Raw genomic sequence first — 26,600 nt, forward strand, 5'->3', positions numbered from 1 at the left:
TCCATTCCGGAGCCTTTCCGACAGAGGTCCAGGAATGGATCCCGGCTCTCCGCTTCGCTAAGGCCGGGATGACAGCGCGGCAGCGGCAAAGCTCACTTTAACACCCATGTCCCGCACCATCGCCGGCCCCGAGATCGAGCGCCTGATCCAGCTCCTGGCCAAACTGCCGGGCCTGGGTCCGCGCTCGGCGAGGCGCGCTGCGCTCCACCTCGTCAAGAAGCGCGAGCAGTTGCTCGGCCCGCTCTCGGAGGCGATGGCGGTGGCGCGCGAGCGCATCGTCGTCTGCTCGACCTGCGGCAATGTCGACACCAGCGATCCCTGCGGGCTCTGCCGCGATCCGCGCCGCGACGACAGCCTGATCGTCGTCGTCGCCGATATCGCCGATCTCTGGGCGCTGGAGCGCTCGGGCGCGGTCGGCGGGCGCTATCACGTGCTTGGCGGCGTGCTTTCGGCGCTCGACGGCATCCGGCCCGAGAACCTCTCGCTCGACGCGCTGGTGGCGCGCGCCTCGGAACCAGCGGTGAAGGAAGTGATCCTGGCGCTCAACGCCACGGTCGAGGGCCAAACCACGGCGCACTTCATCACCGACCTCTTGGCGCATCTCGAGATCAAGGTGACCAAGCTCGCCCATGGCGTGCCGGTCGGCGGCGAGCTCGACTATCTCGACGACGGCACGCTGGCGGCGGCGATCCGCCAGCGCACGGGGTTTTGAGTTCGCCTCAATCGTCCCAGGGCGAGGCGCTCTTGCAGCGGTAGCCGACGAAGCATTGCGGCGTGTCGCGGGCCGGCACCCACGCTGGAAAAACCGTCTCGTCGAACTGACAGAAGCTGCGGTCGCGCACGAAGCGGTCGTAGGTATAGCCGCCGGTGCCGAGCACCATAGCGCCATTGGCGAGGACGCTTTGTCGGTTGGCTGCACAACTCAGCGTCGGCGATTGGGGCCGCCCCTGCGCCTGCGCCGCTCCAGTGAGACCAAGGACGAGAAGAGCAATCAGGGTCCGGGTCATCGTCCGCCTCCACAGCGTTAAGCCTGTTTGCATTGTAGCATGGATGAATTGCCCGCGGCCCCGCTTTGCCTTGACGTCGCCGCGGGCTTCCGCCATCGCTCACCCCGTCACGCCCGGGCCCGTCCCGAGCCGCCACGTCTTCCCCTTTTCATCCGCGCCCGCAAGGCGTGGATGGTCGGCACAAGGCCGGCCATGACGAGAGAGAGCCGCTCCATGTCCCTGACCGACCTCGCCGCCACCATCGACGCCGCCTGGGAGAACCGGGCCGAGATCGGCCTCAACACCAAGGGCGCCGTGCGCGATGCTGTCGAGCAGGCGATCGAGCTGCTCGATTCCGGCCAGGCGCGCGTCGCCGAGAAGGTCGGCGGCGAGTGGGTGACGAATCAGTGGCTGAAGAAGGCGGTGCTGCTCTCCTTCCGGCTCGCTGACAACGAGATCATGGCGCACGGCCCCGGCGAGGGCGTGTTCTGGGACAAGGTGCCCTCGAAGTTCGCAGGCTGGGGCGAAAACCGCTTCCGCGCCGCCGGCTTCCGCGTCGTGCCGCCGGCGGCTGCGCGCAAGGGCTCCTATCTCGCACCGAACGTCATCCTGATGCCGTCCTTCGTCAACATCGGCGCCTATGTCGACTCCGGCACCATGGTCGACACCTGGGCGACGGTCGGCTCCTGCGCCCAGATCGGCAAGAACGTCCACCTCTCGGGCGGCGTCGGCATCGGCGGCGTGCTCGAGCCGCTGCAGGCCAACCCGACGATCATCGAGGACAACTGCTTCATCGGCGCCCGCTCCGAGGTGGTCGAGGGCGTCGTCGTCGGCGAAGGTTCGGTACTCGCCATGGGCGTCTTCATCTCGGCGACCACCAAGATCGTCGACCGCGCCACCGGCCAGGTTCATGTCGGTAAGGTGCCGCCCTATTCGGTCGTCGTGGCCGGCTCGCTGCCGGGCAAGCCGCTGAACGACGGCACTCCCGGCCCCTCGCTCTACTGCGCCGTGATCGTCAAGACGGTCGACGCCCAGACCCGCGCCAAGACCGGCATCAACGAATTGCTGCGCGACTGAGGATGGCGGGGCGGAGCCGATGAAGACGCTTCTGAGCGCCGCTTTCCTCTCACTATTCTCGTTGGCATCGACAACTGCGCAGGCCGAACCGGTCGCGTTGACGCTGAAGCTCGTCGACGAAGCCGGCAAGCCGCTGGCCGGCCTCGGCGTGCGCGTCGCGATCGGCTCGGACGCCGAGATCAGCGCTCCCGGTGCAGGGCAGCAGCTCGCCACCGATGCGGGCGGCGTCATCCGCATGCGGGCCGAGGCGACGATCGATCGCCGCAGCGTCTCCTCGACCGGCATCTACACGCGTCACCCGGCCGAGCATCTCCTCGTCGGGGTCGAGCTCGACCTGATCGGCCGGCGCGCGCTCTACAGGGTCAGGCTCGACCAGACCAAGGCCGGCACGGTCGGCCAGATCAACGCCTTCCTGGCCAGTGCAGGCGGCCGCTTCGACCTGCCACTGGCTTTCCATGCCGACACGCAGAGCTGGAGCCTGCCCGACGATCCCGCGGGCCTGCGCCTCACCGGCATCGGCGCCGAACTCGAGGCGCAAAGCATGACAGGTTCGGCCGAGACCGGCCGCGCCATCGCCCTCACCATCGCCAAGCAGAGCTTCAAGCGGCGGTGAGCAGAAGCCTCAGACGCCCGGCAGCGGATTCGGCGTCGGCTCGGTCGAACCGGTCGCCAGCTCCTGCCGCTGCGCAGCCGGCGAGGCGGCAAGCGCATCGCGCAGGGCCTGCTCCTGCGAATGGTCGAGCGAGGTCTTGAGCACGACGCCGCCGGTGCCCTTGATCGCCTCGAGCACCTTGTCGCCGGTCATCTTCTGGATCAGCACGAAGAGCGCGGCATTGCCCGGCTGCAGATTGGCGGCGAGCTCCTTCATGAAGCCGTCATTGACGCCGTAATCGGTCAGCGCCCCGCCGAGCGCACCGGAAGCCGCGCCGATCGCCGCGCCGAAGATCGGCATCAGGAAGATCGCGCCGATCAGCAGGCCCCAGAAGCCGCCGGAAGCCGCTCCGAGCGCGGTGGTATTGAGCAACTGGTTGAGCTTGACCTTGCCGTCCTCGTGCATCACCGCGATCGCGGCGTCGCTGATCTGGATCAGGTATTCCTTCTGCAGGCCGAAGAGCTTCTGCCGCATTTCCTCGGCCCTGGCTTCGGTCGGATAAACGATGACGACGAGATCGGACATGGCGCACTCCTCTGACGCGACGAGACAAGCTGCCGCCGCTCTGTGACGGGCTTGCGGCAAACGCGCGACGAATGCGGGCGTTCCGCTACTCGCCCGCCACCTCCTTCGCAGCCGCGAGGGCAGAACCCCGCAGCGGCAGCTCCTTCATGCGTAGCAGGAAGATGAGCGCGAATGCGAATCCGGCGAAGGTCGCGGCGAAAACGTACTGGAAAAGACGGATCATCGTCTCGCGATCGACCGCTCCGGCCTTGAGCGTCTCGGCCGAAAGGCCGGCACCGCTCGCGCCGATGCCCCCCAGCACGATCGCGCCGAAGATCGCGACGATCAGCGCTCCGCCGATCTGGCGGAAGAAGTTCGCAGTCCCGGTCGCGGTGCCGAGCTGGTGCGGAGCGACGGCGTTCTGGATCGAGACCGTGGCGACCGGCAGCAGCGTGCCGAAGCAGATGCTGATCAGGCCGAGCAACAGGGAAAAGGGTATCAGCGGCAGGCGGCCGGCGGTTGCGATCAGGATCGCGGTGCCGACGAGCGCCAGAGCAAGCCCGATCACCGGCACGCGCTTGTAGTGATTGAGCCGCGTCATCGCCCGCCCGGACGCCGTGGCGCCAAGCACCGTGCCGCAGGTCAGCGGAAGCAGGCCCATGCCGGAATTGGCTGCCGAGAGCCCGGCGACGGTCTCGAAGTAGAGCGGCAGATAGATGGTCAGGCCGATGAACGTGCCCATGCCGAAACCGGCGGCGATGGTGCCGTCGCGAACCACGGGGTTGGCGAGCAGCGCCAGCGGGATGAGCGGCTCGGCAGCGGTGCGCAGGCGCCAGGCGAAGCAAAGCCAGAGCAGGACCGAACCGGCGACCAGCCCGAGAATCGGCGGCGAGCCCCAGGGATAATGCGTACCGCCCCAGGACAGCGCCAGCAGCAAGGTCATCGTCGCGCTGGTCATCAAGAGCGCGCCGAGCACGTCGAGCTTGTGCGGCCGCTCATGCCGCGGCAGGCGTTTCAGCGCGGTATGCGTCATCCAGTAGGCGCCGAGACCCAGCGGCAGGTTGATCCAGAAGATCACCGACCAATGCAGCGCCTCCGAGATCACCCCGCCAAGCACCGGGCCGAGCAACGAGGACGAGAAGAACACGCTGGCGATGTAGACCTGGTACTTGCCGCGCTCCTTGGGCGGGACCATGTCGGCGATGATGGTCTGCGCCATGGCGATCAGTCCGCCGCCGCCGAGCCCCTGCACGAACCGCGCGACCACCAGCAGCCAGAGCGACGGCGCGAGCGCGCAGGCGAGAGAGCCAAGTACGAAGATGGCGATTCCGCCAAGCAAGGTGACACGGCGTCCATGGATGTCGGCAAACTTGCCGTAGAGCGGCGTCACCGCGGTCGAGGCCAGCAAATAGGCGGTCACGACCCAGGGCAGGTGGGCGACGTCTCCGAGCTCGCGGCCGATCGTCGGCATCGCGGTTGCGACGATGGTCTGGTCGAGCGCCGCCAGGAACATGGCGAGCATGATTCCGATCAGGATCGACCGAATGTCGGCATGAGAAAGCGGTGCCTGCGTCGGCGGCGTCTCGACCCGCTTGTCCATCGGCACCTGTCCGTCCTGTGCTTGGGGAATGCCCGAGGATAAGGCTCGGCTTGGCCATGCGCCAGAGTTCGGGGACGCAAGGCCGCCGCGAAGTGGGTGCAGCCCTGGATTGGCGCGAGCCGCAGGCTGCGGCTAGCATGGCGCCTTCCGTTGCGAGGGACCATGCGCGCGCATCTGCTCCTTGTCCTGCTGCCGATGCTGCCGACGCCGGCCACGGCGCTCGAGCTGACCGGCCGCTATGGCTATGCCGGCGAATGGGCGCTGACGGCGACACTCGCCGAGGCGGAGCCTTCCGCCTCCAAGCGCAAGCGCGATTTCGCCGGCCCGATCCAACTGAAGCATCTCGCCTTGTGCGGGCCGGGCGAGGTCGCCGAGAAAACCGGCACGCTCAACCTGCGGCGCGATGGCCGGCGCTATGCCGCGATGCTGGCGATCGGCGAAGAGAATTGCGCGGTGACCGGCACCCTGACCGAGGACGGCGTCGCCTTCGCCGATTGCGGCAAGGCCGGAAAGATTCCGCTCAGGCTCTGGCTGAAATAATGCTTTCGCGCCTTCCGGCCGCCCTCCTCGCCACCCTCATCTGCAACGCCGCCCGAGCCGATACGCGCCCTTCGCTGTGCCAGGCTAGCGAGGTCGCGATCTTCTCCTGCGCGATCGGCAGCAAGATCGCCTCGCTCTGCGCTTCCCCAGACCTCGGCCCGAGCCAGGGCAGCCTCGCCTATCGCTTCGGCCGCAAGGGCGCGATCGAGCTGATCCATCCGGAGGCGCCGATGCCGCCGGATCAGGCCTTCAGCACCGCGGTCGTCGGCGATGCCGGATTCGCCGGCGATATCGTCCGCTTCAGCCGCGGCGAGACCCGCTACACGCTCTACTCGATCAGCGTCAGGGGCCAGGGTGACCGCGACGGCATTCTCGTCTCCAGAGCCGGCCGCAAGCTCGCCGACCTCAAATGCAAGGATTTCGCGCTCGGGACGGACGCCTGGAAGCTGCTCTATCGCGCCAAGCTGCCCAAGGCGGAGCCGGCCTCGCTCGACTAGAGCAATTCCGCAACTCTTCGAATCGCGGAATTGCTCCAAGTCCTTGTTTTATTGCATTTTATTCAAGCGAACCGGTGTCCACTTCGCTCGAAAATGCTCTAGGATGGAGAACGCTGCTTCTCCGACTCCGGCACCTTCAGGATCATCGCGCCATCGGCATCGATCGGGCGGCCATCGTCGGTCTGCACGGTCAGGGTGACCTTGCGGCCGCTGTCGCGCTCGATCAGCGAGGAGTGGCGCTCGCCGGGCGCGAACAGGTGCTGCTCGCCCCATTGCCGAAGCGCCACCATCACCGGGAAGAGATCGCGGCCCTTAGCGGTCAGCCGGTATTCCTGGCGCGCGCCTCCAGCCGCAGCCGGGACGGCTTCGAGGATGCCGCGGGCCGTCAGCGTGCGCAGCCGCTCGGAGAGGATGTTGCGGGCGATGCCGAGGCTCTTCTGGAACTCGCCGAAGCGGGTCATGCCGTCGAAGGCGTCGCGCACGATCAGCAGCGACCACCAGTCGCCGATCGCATCCAGCGCCCGGGCGCTCGGGCAATAATCGCTGACCAGGCTGCGGCGCTTCACCATCGCTGCGATGCTCTCCTCAAGGCTGCGTGATCGATCTTTCAGTTGCAAGATAAAACCGATACCACTACACCACAATAAGTTTCATTATGAAACTTATCTAGCGGAGCTTCACCATGCGACTGGACCTTGAGGCGGCGCCGGCCGGCGCCGCGAGCGTTGACGCACGCCCATCGCCTACTCCGGCAGTGCGGCTTTCAGCCGGCATGATCCTGCTCTTTGCAGTGGCGAGCGGGCTCGCCGTCGCCAACGCCTATTTCGCGCAGCCGCTGCTCGACATTATCGCCGACGATCTCGGGCTCTCGCGGGCCATGGTCGGCCTGGTCATCGGAGCGACGCAGCTCGGCTACGGGCTCGGGCTGATCCTGCTGGTGCCGCTCGGCGACCTCCTCGACCGCCGCAAGCTCGTCGTGCTGCAATCGCTGCTTTCGGTCGCGGCGCTGATCTGCGTCGCCGTCTCGGTCTCGGGCGCGATGCTGCTGGCGGCGATGGCGGCGATGGGCTTCCTCGCCGTCGTAACGCAGGCCTTCGTCGCCTATGCCGCGAGCCTCGCAAGGCCGGAAGAGCGCGGCCAGGTCGTCGGCTCGGTCACCAGCGGTATCGTGCTCGGCATCCTGCTTGCCCGCGCCATCGCCGGCGCGATGGCCGATCTCTCGGGCTGGCGAGCGGTCTATCTGCTCTCGGCGGGAGCGACGCTCATCATCGCCATCGTCCTGTCCAGGGCCTTGCCGCCCGAGCGAAAGGCATCGACGCCGCTCTCCTATCCGCGCCTGATCGGCTCGCTCTTCACCCTGTTTCGCGACGAGAAGGTGCTGCGCATCCGGGCGGTGATCGGCATGCTGATCTTCGCCGACGTCACGACGCTGCTGACGCCCCTGGTATTGCCGCTCGCGGCCCCACCTTTCTCGCTGTCGCATACGGCGATCGGCCTGTTCGGCCTCGCCGGGGCGGCCGGCGCGCTGGGTGCGGCGCGGGCCGGAGCCTGGACCGATCGCGGCCATGGCCAGCGCCTCACCGGCATCGCGCTCGCGCTGATGCTCATCGCCTGGCTGCCGATCGGGCTTCTGCCGCAGTCGATCCTGTTCCTGATCGCCGGCGTGCTGATCCTCGATTTCGGCCTGCAGGCGGTGCACGTCACCAACCAGGCGATGATCTATCGCGTGCGGCCGGAGGCGCAGAGCCGGCTGACCGCCGGGTACATGGTGTTCTACTCGATCGGCAGCGCGCTGGGATCGTCGGGTTCGACGCTGGTCTATGCGCAAGCCGGCTGGACCGGCGTCAGCCTACTCGGTGCGGCGATCGCCGCGATCGCGCTGGCGTTCTGGGCTGCGACGCTGAAGGCGATGCCGAGCGCGGCAACGCGTGCCGTCGCGACGAAACCTGCCGCCTGACACGATCAGGGCCGCTGCCTTGCGGCAACGGCCCCGAGGCCCCCTCACAGAAGACCGGTCACGTCAGCTTGGCGGCGAGCGCCTGCAGGCCGGCATTGGCGCATTCCTCGTCGAGATGGCCGCCCGGGGCGCCACCGACGCCGACCGTGGCGGTGACCTCGTCACCGGCCTTAACCGGCACGCCGCCGCCGAGCAGCAGGAGGCCGGAGATGTGGACGAGATTGTGGGCGCCGGCATTGTTGGCGGCAGCCTCGGTCATGGCGCCAGTGTTGTTCTTGGCCGAAACCAAGGTGAAGGCCTTGGCCCGGCTGGCGTCGATGGTGTGCGGGCCGGCACGGTCGGCAAAGCGCGGACCTGGGCGACCTCGGGCCGCGGCTCGCTAGCTTTCCGACAGCGCCGCGGTCGGCGCATCGAGCGAAAGTATGATGCCATCGGGCGCGAAATCGATCTTCGCGGTGCCGCCCAGATAGCTGCCGAGCACTTTCTCGATCATTTGCGAGCCGAAGCCGCGCCGCTGCGGCGCCGTCACCGGTGGCCCGCCGCTTTCCTGCCAGCGGAAGTGGAATGCGCCGCCCTGGTTGCTCCAGGAAACGTCGACATGGCCGCCATCCTGCGAGAGCGCCCCGTATTTCACCGCATTGGTGCCGAGTTCGTGCAGAGCAAGCGCCATCGCCAGCGCGCATTTCGAGGAGAGCGTCACAGAGGGGCCGTCGACTGCGAGCCGCTCGCCGGAGCGATGCGGCGACAGCACGACTTCGACCAGTTGCCTGAGATCGGCGCCGTGGCGGCTCGCCATCATCAGCACATCCTGCGCCGCCGCCAGCGCCTGCAAACGGTCGGAGACGCGGCGCTTGACCATGTCCAGCGGCTCGTTGGAGCCGCGCATCGACTGGTTGACGATGCCGGAAACCATGGCGAGCAGGTTCTTGATGCGATGGTTCAACTCGCCGGCGAGCAGGCGATAGCGCTCCTCACCGGCATGCATCTGCGTGATGTCGCGCGAAACCGAGAGGATCGCTTCGGGCTTGCCGTCCGGCCCGACGATCGGCGAGACCTGAACGTCCCAATAGCGCGGATTGCCCGCAGCAGTATCGGCCGGGCCCTGGAAGCGGTAGCTGCGGCCGGCCCGCGCCGCGGCGAGCGCCGCCTCAGCATCGGCATGACCGTCTCCCTGCCAGAACTGAATCCAGGGACAGCCCCGAATCTTCTCGAAATCCTGGACTTCCATCACGCGTTGGCCGCCCTCGCTCATGAATTCGAGCGTGCCGTCGAGGCCGATGACCTTGATGCAGTCGTCCGACGCGGACAGCACGGCACTCAGGAAACGGGCATCCTTGTTGAGCTGTGTCGGCACAAGCGGGCTTTCGAGTCGGGATGAAGACGCTACAATTCGACCGCTAGCGCAGTGCCTGTCAAACGCCCATGTCTTTTGACATGCGCCCGGAGTCATGGCGGCGTCGAGTCCGCAGAATCCCTTAGCCGCCGAACCATGAGCGGTTGACGCTGTCGGGCAGCCCGGTCAGCTTGGCGCCACGTCACGAGGAGCCCGACATGGAGAGCATCACGCCACGCCAGCGCGAGATCGTGGCGCTGGCCCGGGCTCAGGGGCGGGTCAATGTCGAGGATCTCGCGGCGCGCTACGAGGTCAGTGCCCAGACCATCCGCAAGGACCTCAACCAGCTCTGCGACCAGCGCATCATGTCGCGCGTGCATGGCGGGGCGGTGGTGGCGTCCGGGGTCGAGAACCTCGCCTATGAGGCGCGCCGCTTCATCGCCCGCGAGGAGAAGGCGGCGATCGGCCAGGCCGCGGCGGCGCTGATCCCGAACGACGCCTCGTTGTTCATCAATATCGGCACGACGACCGAGGAGGTGGCGCGCGCGCTCTCCGACCATCACGGCCTGCTCGTCATCACCAACAACCTGCATGTCGCGACGCTGCTCTACCCGCATGAGAATATCGAGGTGATCGTCGCCGGCGGACCGGTCCGGCGCTCCGATGGCGGCGTGATCGGAGCCGCCGCCGTCGACCTCATACGCCAGTTCAAGGTCGACTATGCCGTGATCGGCACCTCCGCCATCGATGAGGAGGGGGCGCTGCTCGATTTCGACTATCGCGAGGTGCGCGTCTCGCAAGCGATTATCGAGAACGCCCGGCAATGCCTGCTCGTCGCCGACAGCACCAAGTTCGAGCGTTCCGCCCCGGTGCGTATCGGCCATCTGCGCGATGTCGACGTCTTCGTCACCGATCGGCTCGGCCCGCCGCCCTTGCGCGAGCTCTGCCGCAGCGAGGGCATCAGCGTGGTCGAAACCGAAACGCTAAATGGGGCAACCCTTCATGCCGAAAGTGAAAGCTAGGATTTTCGCTTTCGCTTTCGTTTTCCCGTTGCACGCAAGAAAATCACGCTCTACCGTGCGTTGAAGAGGCACTCGCAGGAGTGCCTGCGGGAGGGATCGCGTGACGGCTCCGGTGTTCGACATCGCCATCATCGGCGGCGGCGTGAACGGCTGCGGCATTGCGCGCGATGCGGCGGGGCGCGGCGCCTCGGTCGTGCTGTTCGAGCAGGGCGATCTTGCCAGCGCGACCTCCTCTGCCTCGACCAAGCTGATCCATGGCGGCCTGCGCTATCTCGAGCACTACGAATTCCGGCTGGTGCGCGAAGCGCTGACCGAGCGCGAGGTGATGTGGCGCGCCGCGCCGCACATCATCCGGCCCTTGCGCTTCGTCTTGCCGCATCATGCAGGCCTCAGGCCCTGGTGGATGCTGCGGCTCGGCCTCTTCCTCTACGACCATCTCGGCGGCCGCAAGCTGCTGCCGGCGACCCGTTCGCTCGACCTCAGGCACGACGCGGCCGGCGAACCCTTGCAGCCGCGCTTCGGCCGCGCCTTCGAATATTCCGATTGCTGGGTCGAGGATGCCCGCCTCGTCGTGCTCAACGCCCGCGATGCGGCCGAGCACGGCGCCAGGATCCTGCCGCGGACCAAGGTCATCGGCGCGCGCCGCCAGGGCGATCTCTGGGTCGTGACGACGGAAGCCGCGGACGGAACACGAGCCGAGACCAGCGCGCGCGTGCTGGTCAACGCCGGCGGCCCCTGGGTCGCCGACGTGCTCAACGGCATCGTCGCCAGCAACCGCCCGGCTTCGGTGCGGCTGGTCCAGGGCAGCCATATCGTGGTGCCGCGCCTGTTCGAGCACGAGCGCTGCTACATCTTCCAGAACGCCGACGGCCGCATCATCTTCGCCATCCCCTATGAGGGCGATCTGACCCTGATCGGCACGACAGACAAGGATTATGACGGCGATCCGGCCAAGGTCGCCGCCAGCGAGGACGAGATCGCCTATCTCTGCGCCGCGGCGAGCGAATATTTCCGCAAGCCGATCCAGCGCGAGGACGTGGTCTGGACCTATTCCGGCGTGCGCCCCCTCTATGACGACGGCGCCAGCAAGGCCCAGGAGGCGACGCGCGACTATGTGCTGACGCTGGACGAGCCGGCCGGCTCCGCGCCGCTGCTCTCGGTCTTCGGCGGCAAGATCACCACCGCGCGGCGGCTTGCCGAGGCGGCGGTCGAGAAATTGTCCGCCGCCGTACCGGCGCTGCGCGCGCCCTCCTGGACGGCCGTAGCGCATCTGCCCGGCGGCGATTTCCCGGTCGAGGGCTTCGAGGGGCTGGTCGAGCGCATCGCCGCCGCCCGCCCCTGGCTCGACCGCAAGCTGGCGCGCCGGCTCGCCCGGGCCTACGGCACCCGTGCCGAGACGCTGCTCGAAGGCGCCAAGGCGATGGCCGATCTCGGCCGGGTCTTCGGCGCAGACCTGACCGAGCGCGAGGTCGCCTGGCTGATGAACCAGGAATGGGCGGTCAGCGCCGAGGATGTGCTGTTTCGGCGCAGCAAGCTCGGCCTGCGCTTTTCGCCCGAACAGCGCCGGGCGCTCGACGATTATATGGCCGCGAAGGCTGCGCCACCCGCTTCCGCCCGGATGGAGGCGCGCGGATGAGCCTGACACTCGACAGTCTCAGCCTGACGCGCGGCGCGCAGACCCTGCTCGCCGACATCTCGCTGACGCTGGAGAAGGGATCGCTCAACGTGCTGCTCGGCGCGACGCTCGCCGGCAAGACCTCTCTGATGCGCCTGATGGCCGGGCTCGACGCACCCAGCAGCGGCAAGGCCCTGGTCGAGGGCCGCGACGTCACCGGACTGCCGGTCCAGAAGCGGAATGTCGCGATGGTCTACCAGCAGTTCATCAACTACCCCGCGCTGTCGGTCTACGAGAACATCGCCTCGCCCCTGCGCGTCGCCGGCCTGCCGGCGAGCGAGATCGACGCTCGGGTGAAGAGCGCGGCGGCGCTGCTGCGGCTCGAGCCCTATCTCCAGCGCAAGCCGCTCGAACTCTCCGGCGGCCAGCAGCAGCGCACCGCGATCGCCCGCGCCCTGGTGAAGCGCGCCGAGCTCGTGCTGCTCGACGAGCCCCTCGCCAATCTCGACTACAAATTGCGCGAGGAGCTGCGCGAGGAACTGCCGCGCATCTTCGCCGAATCCGGCGCGATCTTCGTCTACGCCACCACCGAGCCGAGCGAGGCCCTGCTGCTCGGCGGCAATACCGCCACCCTGTTCCAAGGACGGGTGACGCAGTTCGGCCCGACGGCGCAAGTCTATCGCCAGCCGCATGACCTTGTGACCGCGCAGGTCTTCTCCGACCCGCCGCTCAACACGCTCTCTGGGATCAAGCAGGGCAGCGAGGTCAGGCTCTCGACCGGCCAGACCATCCCGGCGAGCGGCGCCTTCGCCGGCGTGCCCGATGGCGCCTATACGATCGGCTTCCGTGCCCATCATCTCGCGCTCGACGCGCTGCCGACAGCGGCGATCGAACTGCAAGCGAACGTCTCGGTCTCCGAGATCACCGGCTCGGAATCCTTCGTCCATCTCGATGTCGGCGACCACCGCCTGATCGCGCTGGTGCCGGGCGTGCGCCGCCTGGAGCCGGGTACGACCGTGACCGCCTGGCTCGCCCCTGACCGCATCTTCCTGTTCGACGCCGCCGGCAGGCTGGCGGCGGCAGCTCCGGCAAAGGCGGCGTGAGATGGCCAGGATCACGCTCGACAAGCTGGCGCATTCCTACAAGCCCGATCCGCAGGGGCCGCAGGACTATGCGCTGCGCGAGGTCGACCATGTCTGGCGCCAGGGCGGCGCCTATGCCCTGCTCGGCCCGTCCGGCTGCGGCAAGACCACGCTGCTCAACATCATCTCCGGCCTCGTTGTGCCGACGCGCGGGCGCATCCTGTTCGACGACAAGGACGTGACGAAAGCGCCGACCGAGGCGCGCAACATCGCCCAGGTCTTTCAGTTCCCCGTCGTCTACGACACGATGACGGTGCGCGAGAACCTCGCCTTTCCGCTGAAGAACCGCGGCGTCCCGAAGGCACAGATCGAGGCCCGCGTCGCCGAGATCGCCGGCCTGCTCGATCTGACATCGGCGCTCGACCGCAAGGCGAGCCGTCTCGGGGCCGACGCCAAGCAGAAGATCTCGCTCGGGCGCGGGCTGGTGCGGCCCGACGTCGCCGCGATCCTGTTCGACGAGCCTTTGACCGTCATCGACCCGCATCTGAAATGGCAGTTGCGCTCGATGCTGAAGGAGCTGCACCGCAAGCTCGACCTCACCATGATCTACGTCACCCACGACCAGACGGAGGCGCTGACCTTCGCCGACACGGTGGTGGTGATGCATGATGGCGGCGTCGTGCAGACCGGCACGCCGGAGGAGCTGTTCCAGCACCCCGCCCACACCTTCGTCGGTCATTTCATTGGTTCGCCCGGCATGAACGTGCTGCCCTGCAAGGTTGAGGGCGCGCGGGCCAGTCTCGCCGGGCAGGAGATCGCATTGGCGAGGCACTATCCGGCCCTTGCCGGCAAGGTCGAGCTCGGCATCCGGCCGGAATACGCGACGCTTGCCCCGCGCGGCGCAGGGCTGCCGGTCAGGATCGCCCGCATCGATGATATCGGCCGCGCCCGCATTGCCCGCGTCGAGCTCGATGGCCTCAAGCTTGCCGCGAGCGTGCCGGAGGGCGCGAGCTTCGACGGCGATCAGGCCATCCTCGCGCTGCAGTCAGGCCAGATCCACATCTACAGCGACGGCCATCTGGTGAAGGGGCAAGCGCTGCCGGGAGGCCAGCCATGAAGCCGGTCAACCAGAAGGCCTGGCTGCTCGTCCTGCCGGTGCTGCTGATCGTCGCTTTCTCGGCGGTGATCCCGTTGATGACGGTGGTGAACTACTCCGTCCAAGATTCCTTCGGCAACAACCAGTTCTTCTGGAACGGCGTCGGCTGGTTCGCCGAACTGCTCGACCCGAAGAGCGATCTCGGCTCGCGCTTCTACGACTCGCTCTGGCGCAACCTCGCCTTCTCGGCGATCATTCTGGCCATCGAGATCCCGCTCGGCATCCTGGTGGCGCTGTCGATGCCGCGCGAAGGCTGGACGGTCTCGGCGACGCTGGTGCTGATGGCGTTGCCGCTGCTGATCCCGTGGAACGTGGTCGGCACGATCTGGCAGATCTTCGCGCGCGGCGACATCGGCCTGTTCGGCGCGGCGGTGAACGGCCTCGGCATCGACTACAACTATGTCGCCAACCCGGTCGCCGCCTGGTTCACCATCGTCGTAATGGATGTCTGGCACTGGACCTCGCTGGTGGCGCTGCTCTGCTATGCCGGCCTGAAGTCGATCCCCGACGCGTATTACCAGGCGGCGCGCATCGACGGTGCCTCGCGCTGGGCCGTGTTCCGCACCATCCAGCTGCCGAAGATGAATCGCGTGCTTCTGATCGCCGTGCTGCTGCGCTTCATGGACTCGTTCATGATCTACACCGAGCCCTTCGTCGTCACCGGCGGCGGCCCCGGCAATTCGACGACCTTCCTCTCGATCGAGCTGGTCAAGCTCGCTCTCGGCCAGTTCGACCTCGGCAAGGCCGCGGCGCTCTCGATCGTCTACAACCTGATCATCCTTGCGGTCTGCTGGGTGTTCTACACGGTGATGACAACAGCCGATGCGCGGGCCGACTCCGAAGCGGGGAGGGGCTGATGCGCGGCGGCCGACTGATCCTTGCCCTTTATCTCATTGCGCTGATGTTGCCGATCTACTGGCTCGTCAACATGAGCTTCAAGACCAACACCGAAATCACCAACGCGCTGACGCTCTGGCCGCGGACCTTCACTCTCGACAACTACGCCAAAATCTTCACCGATCCGAGCTGGTACAACGGCTACATCAACTCGCTGCAATATGTGGCGCTGAACACAGCTCTCTCGCTCGCCTTCGCGCTGCCGGCGGCCTACGCCTTCTCGCGCTACCGCTTCCTCGGCGACAAGCACCTGTTCTTCTGGCTGCTGTCGAACCGGATGGCGCCGCCGGCGGTGTTCGCGCTGCCCTTCTTCAACCTGTATTCGGCGATCGGGCTATTCGACACGCCGCTCGCGGTGGCGCTGGCCCACTGCCTGTTCAACGTGCCGCTGGCGGTCTGGATTCTCGAAGGCTTCATGTCCGGCGTGCCGCGCGAGATCGACGAGACCGCGGCGATCGACGGCTATTCCTTCCCGCGCTTCTTCGTGAAGATCTTCATGCCGCTGATCGCCTCCGGCATCGGCGTCGCCGCCTTCTTCTGCTTCATGTTCTCCTGGGTCGAATTGCTGCTGGCGCGCACGCTGACCAGCGTCAGCGCCAAGCCGATCGCCGCGACCATGACCAGAACAGTCTCGGCCGCCGGCATGGACTGGGGCGTGCTCGCGGCAGCCGGCGTGCTGACGCTGATCCCCGGCGCGCTCGTGATCTGGTTCGTCCGCAACTACATCGCCAAGGGCTTCGCCCTGGGGAGGGTGTGATGGAACTTAACTGGATGGCCTGGACCTGGCAGACCGGCGTCTTCTTCGCCGGCATCGCCAGCCTGCTCCTGATCCTGACGCTGCTCGCGATCTTCCGGCCCGAGACCGAGCGCGTCGGCGTGCTCGGCATCGCCACCACGCGCGGCGACCGGCTCTTCATTTCGCTGCTCGGCAGCGCCTTCATTCACCTCGCCTGGCTCGGCATCGTCGGCCAGCCGCTGTGGTGGGCTTCCGGCCTCGCACTCCTCTATGCCGCGGCGGTGTTCCGCTTCGTCTGAGGAGGCAAGCCCAAGAACAAGAAACGACCGAACCCGGAGAACGGGCGGCATTCCAAAGGGAACATCGGAGGACAACGATGACGACGCTCAAGACACACCTCTCCTGCCTCGCCGGCGCCAGCCTGTTCGCGCTGACGCTCGCCGCCGGACCGGCCCTCGCCGGCCCCGAAGAGGCACGCAAATGGATCGACAGCGAGTTCCAGCCTTCGACGCTCTCCAAGGACGAGCAGATGAAGGAGATGGAATGGTTCATCAATGCCGCGAAGCCCTTCGCCGGCATGGAGATCAACATCGTCTCGGAGACGATCACCACGCATGAATACGAGGCCAAGACCCTGGCCAAGGCCTTCAGCGAGATCACCGGAATCAAGCTGACGCACGACCTGATCCAGGAAGGCGACGTGGTCGAGAAGATCCAGACGCAGATGCAGTCCGGCAAGAACATCTATGATGGCTGGATCAACGATTCCGACCTGATCGGCACGCATTTCCGCTACAAGCAGGCGACCAACCTGACCGACTGGATGGCCGGCCCAGGCAAGGACGTCACCAACCCGAACCTCGACATCGACGACTTCATCGGCAAGTCCTTCGGCACCGGGCCGGACGGCAAGCTCTATCAGCTGCCGGTGCAGCAGTTCGCGAACCTCTACTGGTTCCGCTACGACTGGTTCCAGCGCGCCGACCTCAAGGAGAAATTCAAGGCCAAATACGGCTACGATCTCGGCGTGCCCGTGAACTGGTCGGCCTATGAGGACATCGCCGAGTTCTTCACCAACGACGTCAAGGAGATCGACGGCACCAAGATCTTCGGCCATATGGATTATGGCAAGAAGGACCCCTCGCTCGGCTGGCGCTTCACCGACGCCTGGCTCTCCATGGCCGGCAATGGCGACAAGGGCATCCCGAACGGCCTCCCCGTCGACGAATGGGGCATCCGCATGGAGGGCTGCCGTCCGGTCGGCTCCGCAGTCGAACGCGGCGGCGACACCAACGGCCCGGCTGCGGTCTACTCGATCACCAAATATGTCGACTGGCTGAAGAAATATGCCCCGCCGCAGGCGCAGGGCATGACCTTCGGCGAATCCGGCCCGGTGCCGGCGCAGGGCACGATCGCCCAGCAGATCTTCTGGTACACCGCCTTCACCGCCGACATGGTCAAGCCCGGCCTGCCGGTGATGAGCTCGGACGGCAAGCCGAAATGGCGCATGGCGCCCTCGCCCAAGGGTGCCTACTGGAAGGACGGGATGAAGCTCGGCTACCAGGATGCGGGATCGGCGACCCTGCTGAACTCGACCCCGGTCGAGCGCCGCAAGGCGGCCTGGCTCTATCTGCAGTTCATCGTCTCGAAGACGGTCAGCCTGAAGAAGAGCCATGTCGGCCTGACCTTCATCCGCGAGAGCGACATCTGGGACAAGAGCTTCACCGAACGCGCTCCGCAGCTCGGGGGGCTGATCGAGTTCTACCGCTCGCCGGCGCGCGTGCAGTGGACCCCGACCGGCAACAACGTCCCGGACTATCCGCGCCTCGCCCAGCTCTGGTGGCAGAACATCGGCGACGCCTCCTCCGGCGCCAAGACGCCGCAGGCGGCGATGGATGCGCTGGCAGCGGCGCAGGACTCCGTGATGGAGCGCCTGGAACGCTCCGGCGTGCAAGGCGATTGCGGGCCGAAGCTCAACCCGCGCACCACGGCGGAAGAGTGGTTCGCCAAGGCCGAGAAGGCCGGCACGCTGGCGCCGCAGCGCAAGCTCGCCAACGAGAAGCCGAAGGGCGAGACGATCGACTACGACACGCTGATCAAGAGCTGGCCAGCGTCTCCCCCTAAGCGCGGCTGAGCCCCCTCCTCCCGGCTCGGACGTGCAAAAGGGGCGCGGCAGCAATGCCGCGCCCCCGATTGTTTGATGGGCCTTGCCAGACGGGTTATTGCTGCGTCGCGCTCTCGTCCATCCACATCACCTCCCAGACATGGCCGTCGAGATCCAGGAAGCCATGGGCGTACATGAAGCCGTAATCCTTCGGCTCGCTGAAGGTCGTGCCGCCGGCCCCGAGTGCCGCCGCGACGATCGCATCGACCGCCTCGCGACTGTCCCGGGAGAGCGCGATCAGGACCTCCAGCGACTGGCTGGTATCGGCGATCGGCTTCGGCGAGAAGCTCGCGAATTTCTCATGGGTTAGCAGCATCGCGAAGATCGTGTCGCTGATAACCATGCAGGCGGCGGTCTCGTCCGTGAATTGCGGATTGAAGGAAAAGCCGAGCGCCGTGAAGAACGCCTTCGACGCCTCGAGGTCCTTCACCGGCAGGTTGACGAAGATCATCTGGGGCATGCCTTGCTCCTTGCGTCGGGATCATCTGTCGGAAGGCCCGCCATTGAGCCGAGGTGATGTGGCCCGGCTATGACACGGCCTGAAGCGCCTGCCTGAGCCTGGCCGGTTCGAAGTCGCCGAGACGGGCATCGACCTCGTCATGCGTGCGCTGCCAGATCGGCATGGCTCGCGCGAGCAGCGCAATTCCCTCCGGCGTAATTGCCAGGAGCCGGCTGCGGCGGTCCTTCTCGCCGGTAGTCACGACGACGAGGCCACGGCGCTCGAGCGGCTTCAGCGCCGCGGTCAGCGTCGTCCGGTCCATGCCGAGCAGAGTCGCGACCGGGCCGAGCGGCGGCGGCTCCGGCCGGTTCAGCGACATCAGGAGGGAGAATTGCTGATTGGTCAGGTCGACCGGCCGCAGCGCCTCGTCGAACAATCGCGCCAGCGTCCGCGCCGCGCGCTGGATGTGCAGGCACAGGCAATGGTCGCGCACATGCAGCGTCGTGGCGAAGGGGACGAGGGATTCGATGGGTGCTTCCAGTGATTTTGACATCGTTCAGATATGTTGATATCAACTAATTAAGAATAGGCTGAAGGGTTGGGTGCTGCAAGGAGGCGATGATGGAGCATCAGGTGGTTTCCCGGTCCGACTGGCTGGATGCGCGCAAGGCCCTGCTCGCCCGCGAGAAGGAGTTCACGCGGCTGCGCGACGAGATCAATGCCGAGCGGCTGGCCCTGCCCTGGGTCAGGGTCGACAAGACTTACGTCTTTGACACGCCCGCGGGCAAGAAGACACTGGCCGAGCTGTTCGACGGCCGCAGCCAGCTGGTTGTCTACCATTTCATGTTCGGGCCGGACTGGGAGGCGGGATGCCCCGGCTGCTCCTTCATGGCCGATCATCTCGGCGGTACGCTGGCGCATCTCAACAACCACGACGTCACGCTGGTGATGATCTCGCGGGCGCCGCTCGCCAAGATCGAGGCCTACAAGACGCGCATGGGCTGGAGCGTGCCCTGGGTCTCGTCCTTCGGCGGCGATTTCAACTTCGACCACCACGTCTCCTTCACCCAGGAAGAGCTGGCCGAGGGCGCGGTGCTCTACAACTTCACACAGACACCGTCGGAGCAGGCCCATGACGAATTGCCCGGCCTCAGCTCCTTCATCCGCAACGAGGCGGGCGAGGTGTTCCACACCTATTCGGGCTATTCCCGCGGCGGTGAGGAAATGCTGGCGACGCTGATGATCCTCGACCGCGCGCCGAAGGGCCGCAACGAGACCTCGACGCTGAGCTTCGTGAAGCGCCACGACGAATACGAGGACAGGCCGAAGGCTCACAGCTGCTGCGCTGCCTGAGGCGGCGCAGGCAAGACCACGCGCATAGGGTCGGTGGGATGCCCGCTCCCGGCAGGGAACGGGCTTGGGGCGCGTGTTTTTCGATGACCGTCGCGGCCGGGCTGCGAGCGGCCGCCAGCAGCAAGGGATTTCAACCGGCGCCGAGCCGCTCGCCGCGATAGACGCCGGAGCGGATCCGGCCCCACCAGTCGCGGTTCTCCAGATACCAGGCGACCGTCTTCCGCAAACCGCTCTCGAAGCTCTCCTGTGGCCGCCAGCCGAGCTCGCGCTCGATCTTGCTGGCATCGATCGCATAGCGCTGATCATGGCCGGGACGGTCGGCGACGAAACGGATCAGGTTGTCGCGCGAGCCGAGCGCTGCATCGGGCGCAAGCTCGTCCATCAGCGCGCAGATCGCCTTGACCACCTCGAGATTGCTGCGTTCGGCCGAGCCGCCGACATTGTAGCTCTCGCCGACCCGCCCGCCTTCGGCGATCAGGGCGAGTGCGCGGGCATGGTCCTCGACATGCAGCCAGTCTCGGATCTGGGCGCCGGAGCCGTAGACCGGCAGGTCCTTGCCCTCGAGCGCGTTGAGGATCATCAGCGGGATCAGCTTCTCGGGGAAGTGATAGGGCCCGTAATTGTTCGAGCAGTTCGAGAGCACGACCGGCAGGCCGTAAGTGTGGTGCCAGGCTCGCACCAGCTGATCGGAGGCTGCCTTCGAGGCCGAATAGGGCGAGTTCGGCTGGTATGGCGAGGTCTCGCTGAACAGCCCGTCCTCGCCGAGCGAGCCGAAGACCTCGTCGGTCGAGATCTGATGAAAGCGGAAGCTGGCCTGCTCGGCCGGCGGCAGCGCGCGCCAGTGCCGCAGCGCCTCCTGCAACAGCACGAAGGAGCCGACGACATTGGTCTCGATGAAGGCGGCCGGCCCATCGATCGAGCGGTCGACATGGCTCTCGGCCGCCAGGTGCATGACGATGTCGGGTCGGAACTCGGCAAAGGCCTGCCGCATCGCCGCGACGTCGCCGATATCGGCCTGGAGGAAGGTGAGCCGCGGATCGTTCGAGACAGGTTCGAGATTGTCGCGATTGCCCGCATAGGTCAGCTTGTCGACGACCAGCACCTGGTGCGGCGTCTGCCGGATCAGGTGGCGCACCACGGCCGAACCGATGAAGCCGGCCCCGCCGGTGACGAGATAGCGCTTCACGGCCGGGCCTCGTAGCGGAACGGGCTGGCAAAACCGGCAAAGCCGGGCAGGGCGGCGTCCTTGCCCGAGAGCTGCGCCTCGGCGGCTGCGACCGGCCAATCGATCGCGAGATCAGGGTCGTTCCAGGCGATGCCGCCCTCGGTCTCCGGCGCATAGGGTCCGTCGACCTTGTAGACGACCTCGGTATTGGGCTCGAGCGTGCAGAAGCCATGCGCGAAGCCACGCGGCACGAAGAGCTGCTCGGCGCCTTCGGCGGTGAGCGTCGTCGCGCACCATCTGCCATAGCTCGGCGAGCCCACGCGGATATCGACGGTAACGTCGAAGATCGCGCCCTTCAGCACCCGGATCAGCTTGGCCTGCGGCGCCGGCGGCCCCTGGAAATGCAGGCCACGCACCACGCCAGGTGTCACCGAAAGCGACTGGTTGTCCTGGACGAAGACAGCATCGATGCCGGCTGCCGCGAAGGCCTCGACGCTATAGGTTTCCAGGAAGTAGCCGCGCGCATCGCCGAATTTCTTCGGCTTGATCAGCACGACGGCCGGGATGGCGAGGGGCTCGAAGGCGAACTTGCTCATGCCGCCCTTGAACCCTCGCTGGCGCGCGCCGTCAACGTCCGCGGGAGTGCGTTGCGATCAGATTGCTTCAATCCAAGCCGGACCCGGCTCTTGCGATCCGCCCGCCCGTCATCGGCTCCGAGACGCCGGTGGTGAGCGGGAAGGAGATCGGCAGGCCGGCCTTGCGGCGCATGGCCAGGAAGGCGAAGCACTCCGCCTCGATCGCATCGCCGCGCCAGCCGACCGTCTCGGCCGGAACCGCCTGCGTGCCCGTGCGGGCATTGAGCGCCGCCATGATCGCCGGGTTGCGCCGCCCGCCGCCGCAAACGATCAGCCTCCGTGGCCTGACCGGCAGCAAGTCGAGCCCACGCCCGACGGCACCGGCAGTGAAGGCGGTCAGCGTCGCCGCCCCGTTCTCAAAGGTGAGGCCGTCGGCCATGGCCGCGGTGAAGTCGTAGCGATCGAGCGATTTCGGGTAGGGCGCGAAGAGATAGCGGTGCTCGAGCAGCAGCGCGAGCCGGGCCTCGTCGACAGTGCCCGCAAGCGAGAAGGCGCCGTCGCGGTCCATCTCGCCCTTGCCGTGCCGCTTGATCCAGTCGTTGAGCGGCGCATTGCCCGGCCCGGTATCGAAAGCGAGGACACGTTCGGCATCGGCGAACGCGCTGAGATTGCCGACACCGCCGAGATTGAGCACGGCCGTCTCCTGCCCGGCCCCGATGCTGGCCATCAGCGCAGCATGATAGCTTGCGACCAGCGGCGCGCCCTGGCCGCCGGCGCGGACATCGGCGGTGCGGAAATCGTAGACGACGTCGATACCGAGCTGCCGTGCCATGAGCGCCCCGTCGCCGAGCTGACGGGTGTCGCCCTTACGCTCCCTGGTCGGGGCGCGGTGCAGCACGGTCTGACCATGGAAGCCGATCGCTGCGACTTCGCTCGAAGCGATGCCCTCAGAGGCAAGGAACTCGGCGACGGCTTCGCCTTGCGCCAGCGTCAGAGCACGCTCGGCCTCAGCGAAAATCGCCGGCTCCGGCCCCTCGAAGCGCCAGCCGAGCGCCGCCTGGACCGCCTCAGCCAACAGGTCGCGGACCTCCTGGCGATAGGGCGAGAGGCGCCACGGTCCGAACTCGGCGACAACAGTGCCATCGGTGCGGATCGCGGCGATGTCGATATTGCCGTCGAGGACCGTTCCGGTCATCAGGCCGATCGCCCAGGCTTGCATGCGCCGCATCTCCCTCTCGTCCCGCAATCTCACGCAATTGCGGACGCGAAACCGCTGCACGCACTTGCTGGACTGGCTCTGGCGATGCCTGTCACAGGCCAGCTTCGCCCGCAATCCCGTCCCGATTCCGACCCAATCGCCGCTTACGCAAGGCAAGCCTCTTCTGGAGATCGGCCATGCTGACCCGTCGCTTCGTCCTAACTGCCTGCCTCGGCCTCGTTCCGACGGGATCGGTGATGGCTCAGGCTCTGAGCGGCGGTATCGGCGCGCCGCCGCGAGCCGTTCCCCCGCCCGGGCCTGGACCGGGGCCGGGACCCGCTCCGGCGCCCGATCTTGCTCCGCCGCCACCGCGCGCGCCCCGGCCGCCGGCGCCCGCCTATGACGACGATGACGGCGACTACGGCATCAGCCGGCGCGACGCGGTGCGCATCGCCCGCCGCCGCGGCGTGGTCGATGTCGAGAACGTCAGCCGCCGCCGCGGGGTCTGGATCGTCTCGGGCATCGACGATGAGGGCGATGGTATCCGCGTCGTCGTCAACGACGAGGGCTATGTCGTCGATGTCAGGCGCGACTGAGCTCAGCCGGCCTGCAGTGCGGCGTCGAAAGCGTCCTGCAGCATCTGCCGGCACTGCCGCGCCTGCTCGCGGCTCGGCTCATGCAGGATATGCGGTGTGATGTCGGCGAGGTCACGCAAGGCGAAGTCGATCGCCGACATCAGGTCGAGCGCATCGCCATCGCCCATGACGGCCGGCGGCTTCAAGCGGAACTGCAAAACCTGACCCATCAGGACCTGACCCATTACGCGTCTCACGAGACTAGGAAGGCGAATCGTTCTCCCGAGTCTCGCCCGCAATCGGTCAGGAACCGGTTAACGCCCGATCTTTCGACCTTGGGCACTCACTTCTTCTCGACGTTCCAGAACAGCATCACCGGCGCCGCCAGCACGCCCGAGACCGAGCTGCGCCTGGCATAGGGCTGCTCGAACTGGCCGAGCACGCGATAGGGCTGCACCTCGGCCAGGCGCTTGTGCAATGCCTCGACCGCCGCCTTGCGGGCGGCATCGTCGGGCGCATCGACCACGGCGCCGCGCAGCTTCTCGGCTTCGGCATCGCAAGGCCAGCCGGCCCAGGCCTTCTCGCAGGCCATGTTGGTGCCGATATTGGTCATCGGCGACTGCATGGTCGCGCCCGAGGCATAGGTCACGAACAGGTTCCAGCCGCCCTGGTCCGGCGGGCTCTTGTTCTGCTGGCGGGTGGTGACGGTGCCCCAGTCGGAGAACTGGACGTCGACGTTGATTCCGACCTTCTTGAGCTGCGCGGCAGCGACCTCGGCCATCCGGCCGATCGCGGCGATGTCGTTGCTGGTGGTCAGGACGAGCTTCTCGCCCTTGTAGCCGGCCTCCGCCAGCAATTGCTTCGCCTTCTCCAGATCGGGCTTGGAATAGCCCTCCGTGCCGGCTTCCGTGCCGTTCGGCCCGCCGCAGATGAAATAAGCGGCGCAGCGCTTCCACCAGTCCTCGTCGCCGAAGCCGCCGGCCAAAAACTCGGCCTGGTCGGTGGCATAGGCAAGAGCGAGCCGCGCCTTGGGGTTATCGAAGGGCGGATGCAGGCTGTTGGGCCGCAGCATCACCTGGTTGGCGAGATTGGAATAGCGTTCGACCTTGACGTCCCTGGCCGCGGCGACCACCGGGATCAGATCCTGGCTCGGCTGCTCCCAGATGTCGATCTCACCGGTCTGCAGCGCGGCCGCGGCCGTCGCCGCGTCCGGCATGATCAACCACTCGACGCGGTCGACCTTGACGATCCGCCCGCCGGCGAGCCCGTCGGCCGGCTCCGAGCGCGGCACATAATCGGGGTTCTTGTCGTAGACGACCTTGGCGCCGCTGCGCCATTCGGCGCGGTTGAACCTGAACGGGCCGGAACCGATCGTCTCGGTCACCGGCTTCATCGGGTCGGTCGCGGCATCCGCCTCGCGCATGATCACCGGGATCTGGCCCACCGCCGAGCCGAGCGCGAACGGCACCAGCGCCATGGGCCGCTTCAGCTTGAGCACGAAGGTTCGCTCGTCCTTCGCCTCCATCCCTTCGGTGTACTCGCCGAGCTTGCCGCCGATCGTGTCGCGCTTCATCCAGCGAGCCAGCGAGGCGATGACGTCGCGCGTGGTCACCGACTGGCCGTCATGGAATTTCAGGCCCGGCCGCAAGGTGAAGGTCCAGGAGAGCTTGTCGTCCGAGGTCGAGAAGCTCTCGACCATCTGCGGCTTCGCCTGGAGATTGGCGTCCCAGGCGAACAGGCTCTCGTAGATCATCAGCCCGTGCATGCGGGTGATGACGATCGAGGCGGCGACGGGATCGAGCGTCTTGAGGTCGGCATGCGGCGCCACCCGCAGCACGTTTTTCGGTGCCGGCTGTGCCTGCGCGCCAGCGGCGAGCAGCAGCGCGGTTGTGCCGAACAGAGCAGCGACAAGGCGGGATCGGGTCATGACTGGCCTCCCTCGATACGTTGGAAATGCAGGATGCGTGAACGATGGCTGGCGAGCCGCAGGCTGCCGTCCGGCTGCAGCCAGAGGCAAGGCCGATGCCGCCACGGGCCATGCTTCAGGTCGGCAAGCGCCCGCCCGCCGGGCAGCGGCGTCAGCGGGGTTGTGAGGCCGACCGTCCCGGCCCAGGGCCAGGATGCGGTGCCGTCGGCACTGATCGTGATCTCGACCTCGAGCCGCTCGTCGCGCCAGCGCCCGACGAGGCGCTCGTCGAGCATCGTCTCGGGCGGCACCGGCAGCAGCCGGCGCGGCACGCCGCCGATCCGGCCGCTGAACGCGCCGTCGGGATCGGCCTTCAGGGCAATGTCGAGATAGGCCGGCAGGCTGCGCAGGCCGCCGTCGCCATCCGAGACCAGCTTCTCATAGCCGCCCATGACGCTGATCGCGCCGGCAGCGAACTCGGCCCAGAACGGCCCGTCCTCGGCCGCGTATAGCCCGGTTGGAACACGCTCGGGATCGTCAGGCAGCGCCTCACCGAGCAGCGCCGTCAGCACGCGCAGCGCCGGCCAGAGCGCATCCTCCTCGCGATTGGTCAGCACGACGACGCCGACGCCCAGCTCCGGCGCCATCAGCATGTGGTTGCGATAGCCCGTCAGCGAGCCGCCATGGCCGATAATCCGGGTACCGCCGAGCCGGCTCGCGACTAGGCCGAGCCGGTAGCCGCTCTGGCTGCCATCGACGAACTGGCGCGGCGCGGCGAGCCGGTCGAGCAGCCCGGCATACGGCTCGCGCCCGGCCATCAGCCCCGCCGCCCAGCGCGCCAGCCCGGCCGCGCTGCCGGCCATGCCGCCAGACGCCGAGAAGTTGAAGCCGTAAAAGCCGCGCCGCCAGCCCTGCCCGTCATGCCAGTAGCCGGTAGCGAGCCCGGGGACGACCTCGCTCTCGTCGGAGACGAAGCGGATCGGCAGCGTGGCTGGCGCCATCAGCTCCTCGACCAGTTGCGCGGCGCCCTTGCTGGTCCGACGTTCGAGGATCGCCTGCGCCAGGCGCCAACCAGTGTTCGAGTAGGCCATCTCGCTGCCTGGCTCGCCGTTGAGCCCGGGCAGGCGGCAGGCAGCGGCGAAGATCTCGGAGGCGGACAGACTCGCGGTGAACGGCGTTCCCTGCTGCCAGAGCGCCTCCATCATGTCCGGCAGCGCGCCGGTCATGTCGAGCGCCCGGCCGAGCGGCACGGCGCCAAGTGCCCGGGGTAGCTCAGGGATGAAGCTGGCGAGCGTTTCCTCCAGCGATACCCCCTCGCGCAACAGAAGGGCCGCGCAGATATGCTTGCTGATCGAGGCCAACCGATTCTGGGTGTCGGGCGTGAACGGGAGGCGGTGCTCGATCACCGCGAAGCCGCCGCTTGCGCTCTCGCGCACGCCATCGCTGTCGAACAGCACGATCGCCCCGCCCGGTCCGCCTTGCCGCGTCCATGGCTCGGCGATCGCCTGTGCCTCGCCGCGTCCCTTCGTCCAGTCGACCATGCGCTGTCCTGCTCCGCCGTTCCGTCCCGG

Annotated in this window: 29 protein-coding genes and 1 pseudogene; 16 read left to right on the forward strand and 14 right to left on the reverse strand. The window is 67.1% G+C overall.

Annotated features, from left to right (window positions below):
• The first annotated feature begins 106 nt into the window (after positions 1-106).
• On the forward strand, positions 107-712 hold the full coding sequence (recR, locus tag CXY91_RS25870; RefSeq protein WP_091834744.1) for a recombination mediator RecR: 606 nt from the start codon (positions 107-109) through the stop codon (positions 710-712).
• Positions 713-719: 7 nt separating this feature from the next.
• Here recR and CXY91_RS25875 read toward each other — a convergent pair whose 3' ends face one another.
• Positions 720-1,007, reverse strand: a complete 288-nt coding sequence (locus CXY91_RS25875) for a hypothetical protein (RefSeq protein ID WP_100964609.1) — start codon at positions 1,005-1,007, stop codon at positions 720-722.
• A 213-nt stretch (positions 1,008-1,220) separates the two neighbouring features.
• Here CXY91_RS25875 and dapD point away from each other — a divergent pair, with 213 nt between their 5' ends.
• Together dapD and CXY91_RS25885 are read left to right on the forward strand one after the other, a co-directional pair.
• Complete coding sequence (gene dapD, locus CXY91_RS25880) at positions 1,221-2,063, forward strand: 2,3,4,5-tetrahydropyridine-2,6-dicarboxylate N-succinyltransferase (protein WP_091834750.1); 843 nt, start codon at positions 1,221-1,223, stop codon at positions 2,061-2,063.
• Between the two features lie 19 nt (positions 2,064-2,082).
• Positions 2,083-2,676 (forward strand): hypothetical protein, encoded by a 594-nt coding sequence (locus CXY91_RS25885; protein ID WP_091834751.1) that lies wholly within the window; start codon positions 2,083-2,085, stop codon positions 2,674-2,676.
• A 9-nt stretch (positions 2,677-2,685) separates the two neighbouring features.
• On the opposite strand, the gene CXY91_RS25890 is transcribed toward CXY91_RS25885, so the two are convergent.
• Together CXY91_RS25890 and CXY91_RS25895 are read right to left on the reverse strand one after the other, a co-directional pair.
• A complete protein-coding gene (locus CXY91_RS25890; protein ID WP_091834752.1) occupies positions 2,686-3,240 on the reverse strand; it encodes a DUF1269 domain-containing protein in 555 nt (184 codons plus the stop codon).
• A gap of 85 nt (positions 3,241-3,325) precedes the next feature.
• Positions 3,326-4,819 carry an MDR family MFS transporter gene (locus tag CXY91_RS25895; protein ID WP_100964611.1) on the reverse strand — a complete coding sequence of 498 codons (1,494 nt, stop codon included), beginning with the start codon at positions 4,817-4,819 and terminating at the stop codon, positions 3,326-3,328.
• Between the two features lie 162 nt (positions 4,820-4,981).
• On the opposite strand from CXY91_RS25895, the gene CXY91_RS25900 reads away from it, so the two are divergent.
• Both CXY91_RS25900 and CXY91_RS25905 read left to right on the forward strand, forming a co-directional pair.
• On the forward strand, positions 4,982-5,359 hold the full coding sequence (locus CXY91_RS25900; RefSeq protein ID WP_100964613.1) for a hypothetical protein: 378 nt from the start codon (positions 4,982-4,984) through the stop codon (positions 5,357-5,359).
• Positions 5,359-5,856, forward strand: coding sequence for a hypothetical protein (locus CXY91_RS25905; protein ID WP_100964615.1), 498 nt, complete (start codon positions 5,359-5,361; stop codon positions 5,854-5,856). The genes CXY91_RS25900 and CXY91_RS25905 overlap by 1 nt, the downstream gene beginning before the upstream one ends.
• A gap of 98 nt (positions 5,857-5,954) precedes the next feature.
• On the opposite strand, the gene CXY91_RS25910 is transcribed toward CXY91_RS25905, so the two are convergent.
• Entirely contained in the window at positions 5,955-6,425 is a 471-nt protein-coding gene (locus CXY91_RS25910) for a winged helix-turn-helix transcriptional regulator (protein ID WP_100964617.1), read from the reverse strand.
• A 113-nt stretch (positions 6,426-6,538) separates the two neighbouring features.
• Here CXY91_RS25910 and CXY91_RS25915 point away from each other — a divergent pair, with 113 nt between their 5' ends.
• Positions 6,539-7,813 carry an MFS transporter gene (locus CXY91_RS25915; RefSeq protein ID WP_100964619.1) on the forward strand — a complete coding sequence of 425 codons (1,275 nt, stop codon included), beginning with the start codon at positions 6,539-6,541 and terminating at the stop codon, positions 7,811-7,813.
• Between the two features lie 58 nt (positions 7,814-7,871).
• Here CXY91_RS25915 and CXY91_RS25920 read toward each other — a convergent pair.
• Positions 7,872-8,141 (reverse strand): annotated as a pseudogene (locus tag CXY91_RS25920) (heme-binding protein); the annotation flags it as partial.
• A 51-nt stretch (positions 8,142-8,192) separates the two neighbouring features.
• A complete protein-coding gene (locus CXY91_RS25925) occupies positions 8,193-9,167 on the reverse strand; it encodes a sensor histidine kinase (protein ID WP_158673585.1) in 975 nt (324 codons plus the stop codon).
• Between the two features lie 197 nt (positions 9,168-9,364).
• Between CXY91_RS25925 and CXY91_RS25930 the strand changes: the two genes are divergently transcribed.
• The 8 genes from CXY91_RS25930 to CXY91_RS25965 all read left to right on the forward strand — a co-directional run bounded on the left by CXY91_RS25930 (position 9,365) and on the right by CXY91_RS25965 (position 17,788).
• Entirely contained in the window at positions 9,365-10,168 is an 804-nt protein-coding gene (locus CXY91_RS25930) for a DeoR/GlpR family DNA-binding transcription regulator (RefSeq protein WP_100964627.1), read from the forward strand.
• A gap of 100 nt (positions 10,169-10,268) precedes the next feature.
• Positions 10,269-11,804: a glycerol-3-phosphate dehydrogenase gene (gene glpD, locus CXY91_RS25935; RefSeq protein WP_100964629.1), complete on the forward strand. Its 1,536-nt coding sequence runs from the start codon at positions 10,269-10,271 to the stop codon at positions 11,802-11,804.
• Entirely contained in the window at positions 11,801-12,886 is a 1,086-nt protein-coding gene (locus tag CXY91_RS25940) for an ABC transporter ATP-binding protein (protein ID WP_100964631.1), read from the forward strand. The genes glpD and CXY91_RS25940 overlap by 4 nt, the downstream gene beginning before the upstream one ends.
• Position 12,887: 1 nt before the next feature.
• Positions 12,888-13,982 (forward strand): ABC transporter ATP-binding protein, encoded by a 1,095-nt coding sequence (locus CXY91_RS25945; protein WP_100964633.1) that lies wholly within the window; start codon positions 12,888-12,890, stop codon positions 13,980-13,982.
• Positions 13,979-14,878 carry a carbohydrate ABC transporter permease gene (locus tag CXY91_RS25950; RefSeq protein WP_100964635.1) on the forward strand — a complete coding sequence of 300 codons (900 nt, stop codon included), beginning with the start codon at positions 13,979-13,981 and terminating at the stop codon, positions 14,876-14,878. Before CXY91_RS25945 ends, CXY91_RS25950 begins: the two co-directional genes overlap by 4 nt.
• Complete coding sequence (locus CXY91_RS25955) at positions 14,878-15,675, forward strand: carbohydrate ABC transporter permease (protein WP_091834791.1); 798 nt, start codon at positions 14,878-14,880, stop codon at positions 15,673-15,675. The genes CXY91_RS25950 and CXY91_RS25955 overlap by 1 nt, the downstream gene beginning before the upstream one ends.
• Positions 15,675-15,953 (forward strand): DUF2160 domain-containing protein, encoded by a 279-nt coding sequence (locus CXY91_RS25960; RefSeq protein ID WP_100964637.1) that lies wholly within the window; start codon positions 15,675-15,677, stop codon positions 15,951-15,953. Before CXY91_RS25955 ends, CXY91_RS25960 begins: the two co-directional genes overlap by 1 nt.
• Positions 15,954-16,030: 77 nt before the next feature.
• A complete protein-coding gene (locus tag CXY91_RS25965) occupies positions 16,031-17,788 on the forward strand; it encodes an ABC transporter substrate-binding protein (RefSeq protein ID WP_100964639.1) in 1,758 nt (585 codons plus the stop codon).
• Positions 17,789-17,873: 85 nt separating this feature from the next.
• Here CXY91_RS25965 and CXY91_RS25970 read toward each other — a convergent pair whose 3' ends face one another.
• Positions 17,874-18,278 (reverse strand): VOC family protein, encoded by a 405-nt coding sequence (locus tag CXY91_RS25970; RefSeq protein ID WP_091834801.1) that lies wholly within the window; start codon positions 18,276-18,278, stop codon positions 17,874-17,876.
• Between the two features lie 67 nt (positions 18,279-18,345).
• On the reverse strand, positions 18,346-18,810 hold the full coding sequence (locus CXY91_RS25975; RefSeq protein ID WP_100964641.1) for a MarR family winged helix-turn-helix transcriptional regulator: 465 nt from the start codon (positions 18,808-18,810) through the stop codon (positions 18,346-18,348).
• A gap of 68 nt (positions 18,811-18,878) precedes the next feature.
• Between CXY91_RS25975 and CXY91_RS25980 the strand changes: the two genes are divergently transcribed.
• Positions 18,879-19,610 carry a DUF899 domain-containing protein gene (locus tag CXY91_RS25980; protein ID WP_100964643.1) on the forward strand — a complete coding sequence of 244 codons (732 nt, stop codon included), beginning with the start codon at positions 18,879-18,881 and terminating at the stop codon, positions 19,608-19,610.
• A gap of 130 nt (positions 19,611-19,740) precedes the next feature.
• Here the strand turns inward: CXY91_RS25980 and rfbB are convergent, their stop codons facing one another.
• The 3 genes from rfbB to CXY91_RS25995 form a co-directional block, all read right to left on the reverse strand.
• Positions 19,741-20,796 carry a dTDP-glucose 4,6-dehydratase gene (rfbB, locus tag CXY91_RS25985; RefSeq protein ID WP_100964646.1) on the reverse strand — a complete coding sequence of 352 codons (1,056 nt, stop codon included), beginning with the start codon at positions 20,794-20,796 and terminating at the stop codon, positions 19,741-19,743.
• Positions 20,793-21,371, reverse strand: coding sequence for a dTDP-4-dehydrorhamnose 3,5-epimerase (gene rfbC, locus CXY91_RS25990; RefSeq protein WP_100964648.1), 579 nt, complete (start codon positions 21,369-21,371; stop codon positions 20,793-20,795). Before rfbC ends, rfbB begins: the two co-directional genes overlap by 4 nt.
• A gap of 67 nt (positions 21,372-21,438) precedes the next feature.
• Positions 21,439-22,569: an anhydro-N-acetylmuramic acid kinase gene (locus CXY91_RS25995; RefSeq protein WP_100964743.1), complete on the reverse strand. Its 1,131-nt coding sequence runs from the start codon at positions 22,567-22,569 to the stop codon at positions 21,439-21,441.
• Between the two features lie 176 nt (positions 22,570-22,745).
• On the opposite strand from CXY91_RS25995, the gene CXY91_RS26000 reads away from it, so the two are divergent.
• A complete protein-coding gene (locus CXY91_RS26000; protein ID WP_091834816.1) occupies positions 22,746-23,144 on the forward strand; it encodes a hypothetical protein in 399 nt (132 codons plus the stop codon).
• 2 nt (positions 23,145-23,146) lie between these two features.
• On the opposite strand, the gene CXY91_RS26005 is transcribed toward CXY91_RS26000, so the two are convergent.
• From CXY91_RS26005 to CXY91_RS26015, 3 genes are all read right to left on the reverse strand, one after another.
• Positions 23,147-23,353, reverse strand: coding sequence for a hypothetical protein (locus CXY91_RS26005; protein WP_158673586.1), 207 nt, complete (start codon positions 23,351-23,353; stop codon positions 23,147-23,149).
• Between the two features lie 113 nt (positions 23,354-23,466).
• Positions 23,467-25,050, reverse strand: a complete 1,584-nt coding sequence (locus tag CXY91_RS26010; protein ID WP_100964651.1) for an ABC transporter substrate-binding protein — start codon at positions 25,048-25,050, stop codon at positions 23,467-23,469.
• Positions 25,047-26,570 (reverse strand): serine hydrolase domain-containing protein, encoded by a 1,524-nt coding sequence (locus tag CXY91_RS26015; RefSeq protein ID WP_100964653.1) that lies wholly within the window; start codon positions 26,568-26,570, stop codon positions 25,047-25,049. Before CXY91_RS26015 ends, CXY91_RS26010 begins: the two co-directional genes overlap by 4 nt.
• Between the last annotated feature and the right edge of the window lie 30 nt (positions 26,571-26,600).

The sequence above is a fragment of the Allobosea sp. FBZP-16 genome (genome assembly GCF_002831785.1).
In the GTDB taxonomy this organism is placed as follows: domain Bacteria; phylum Pseudomonadota; class Alphaproteobacteria; order Rhizobiales; family Beijerinckiaceae; genus Allobosea; species Allobosea lupini.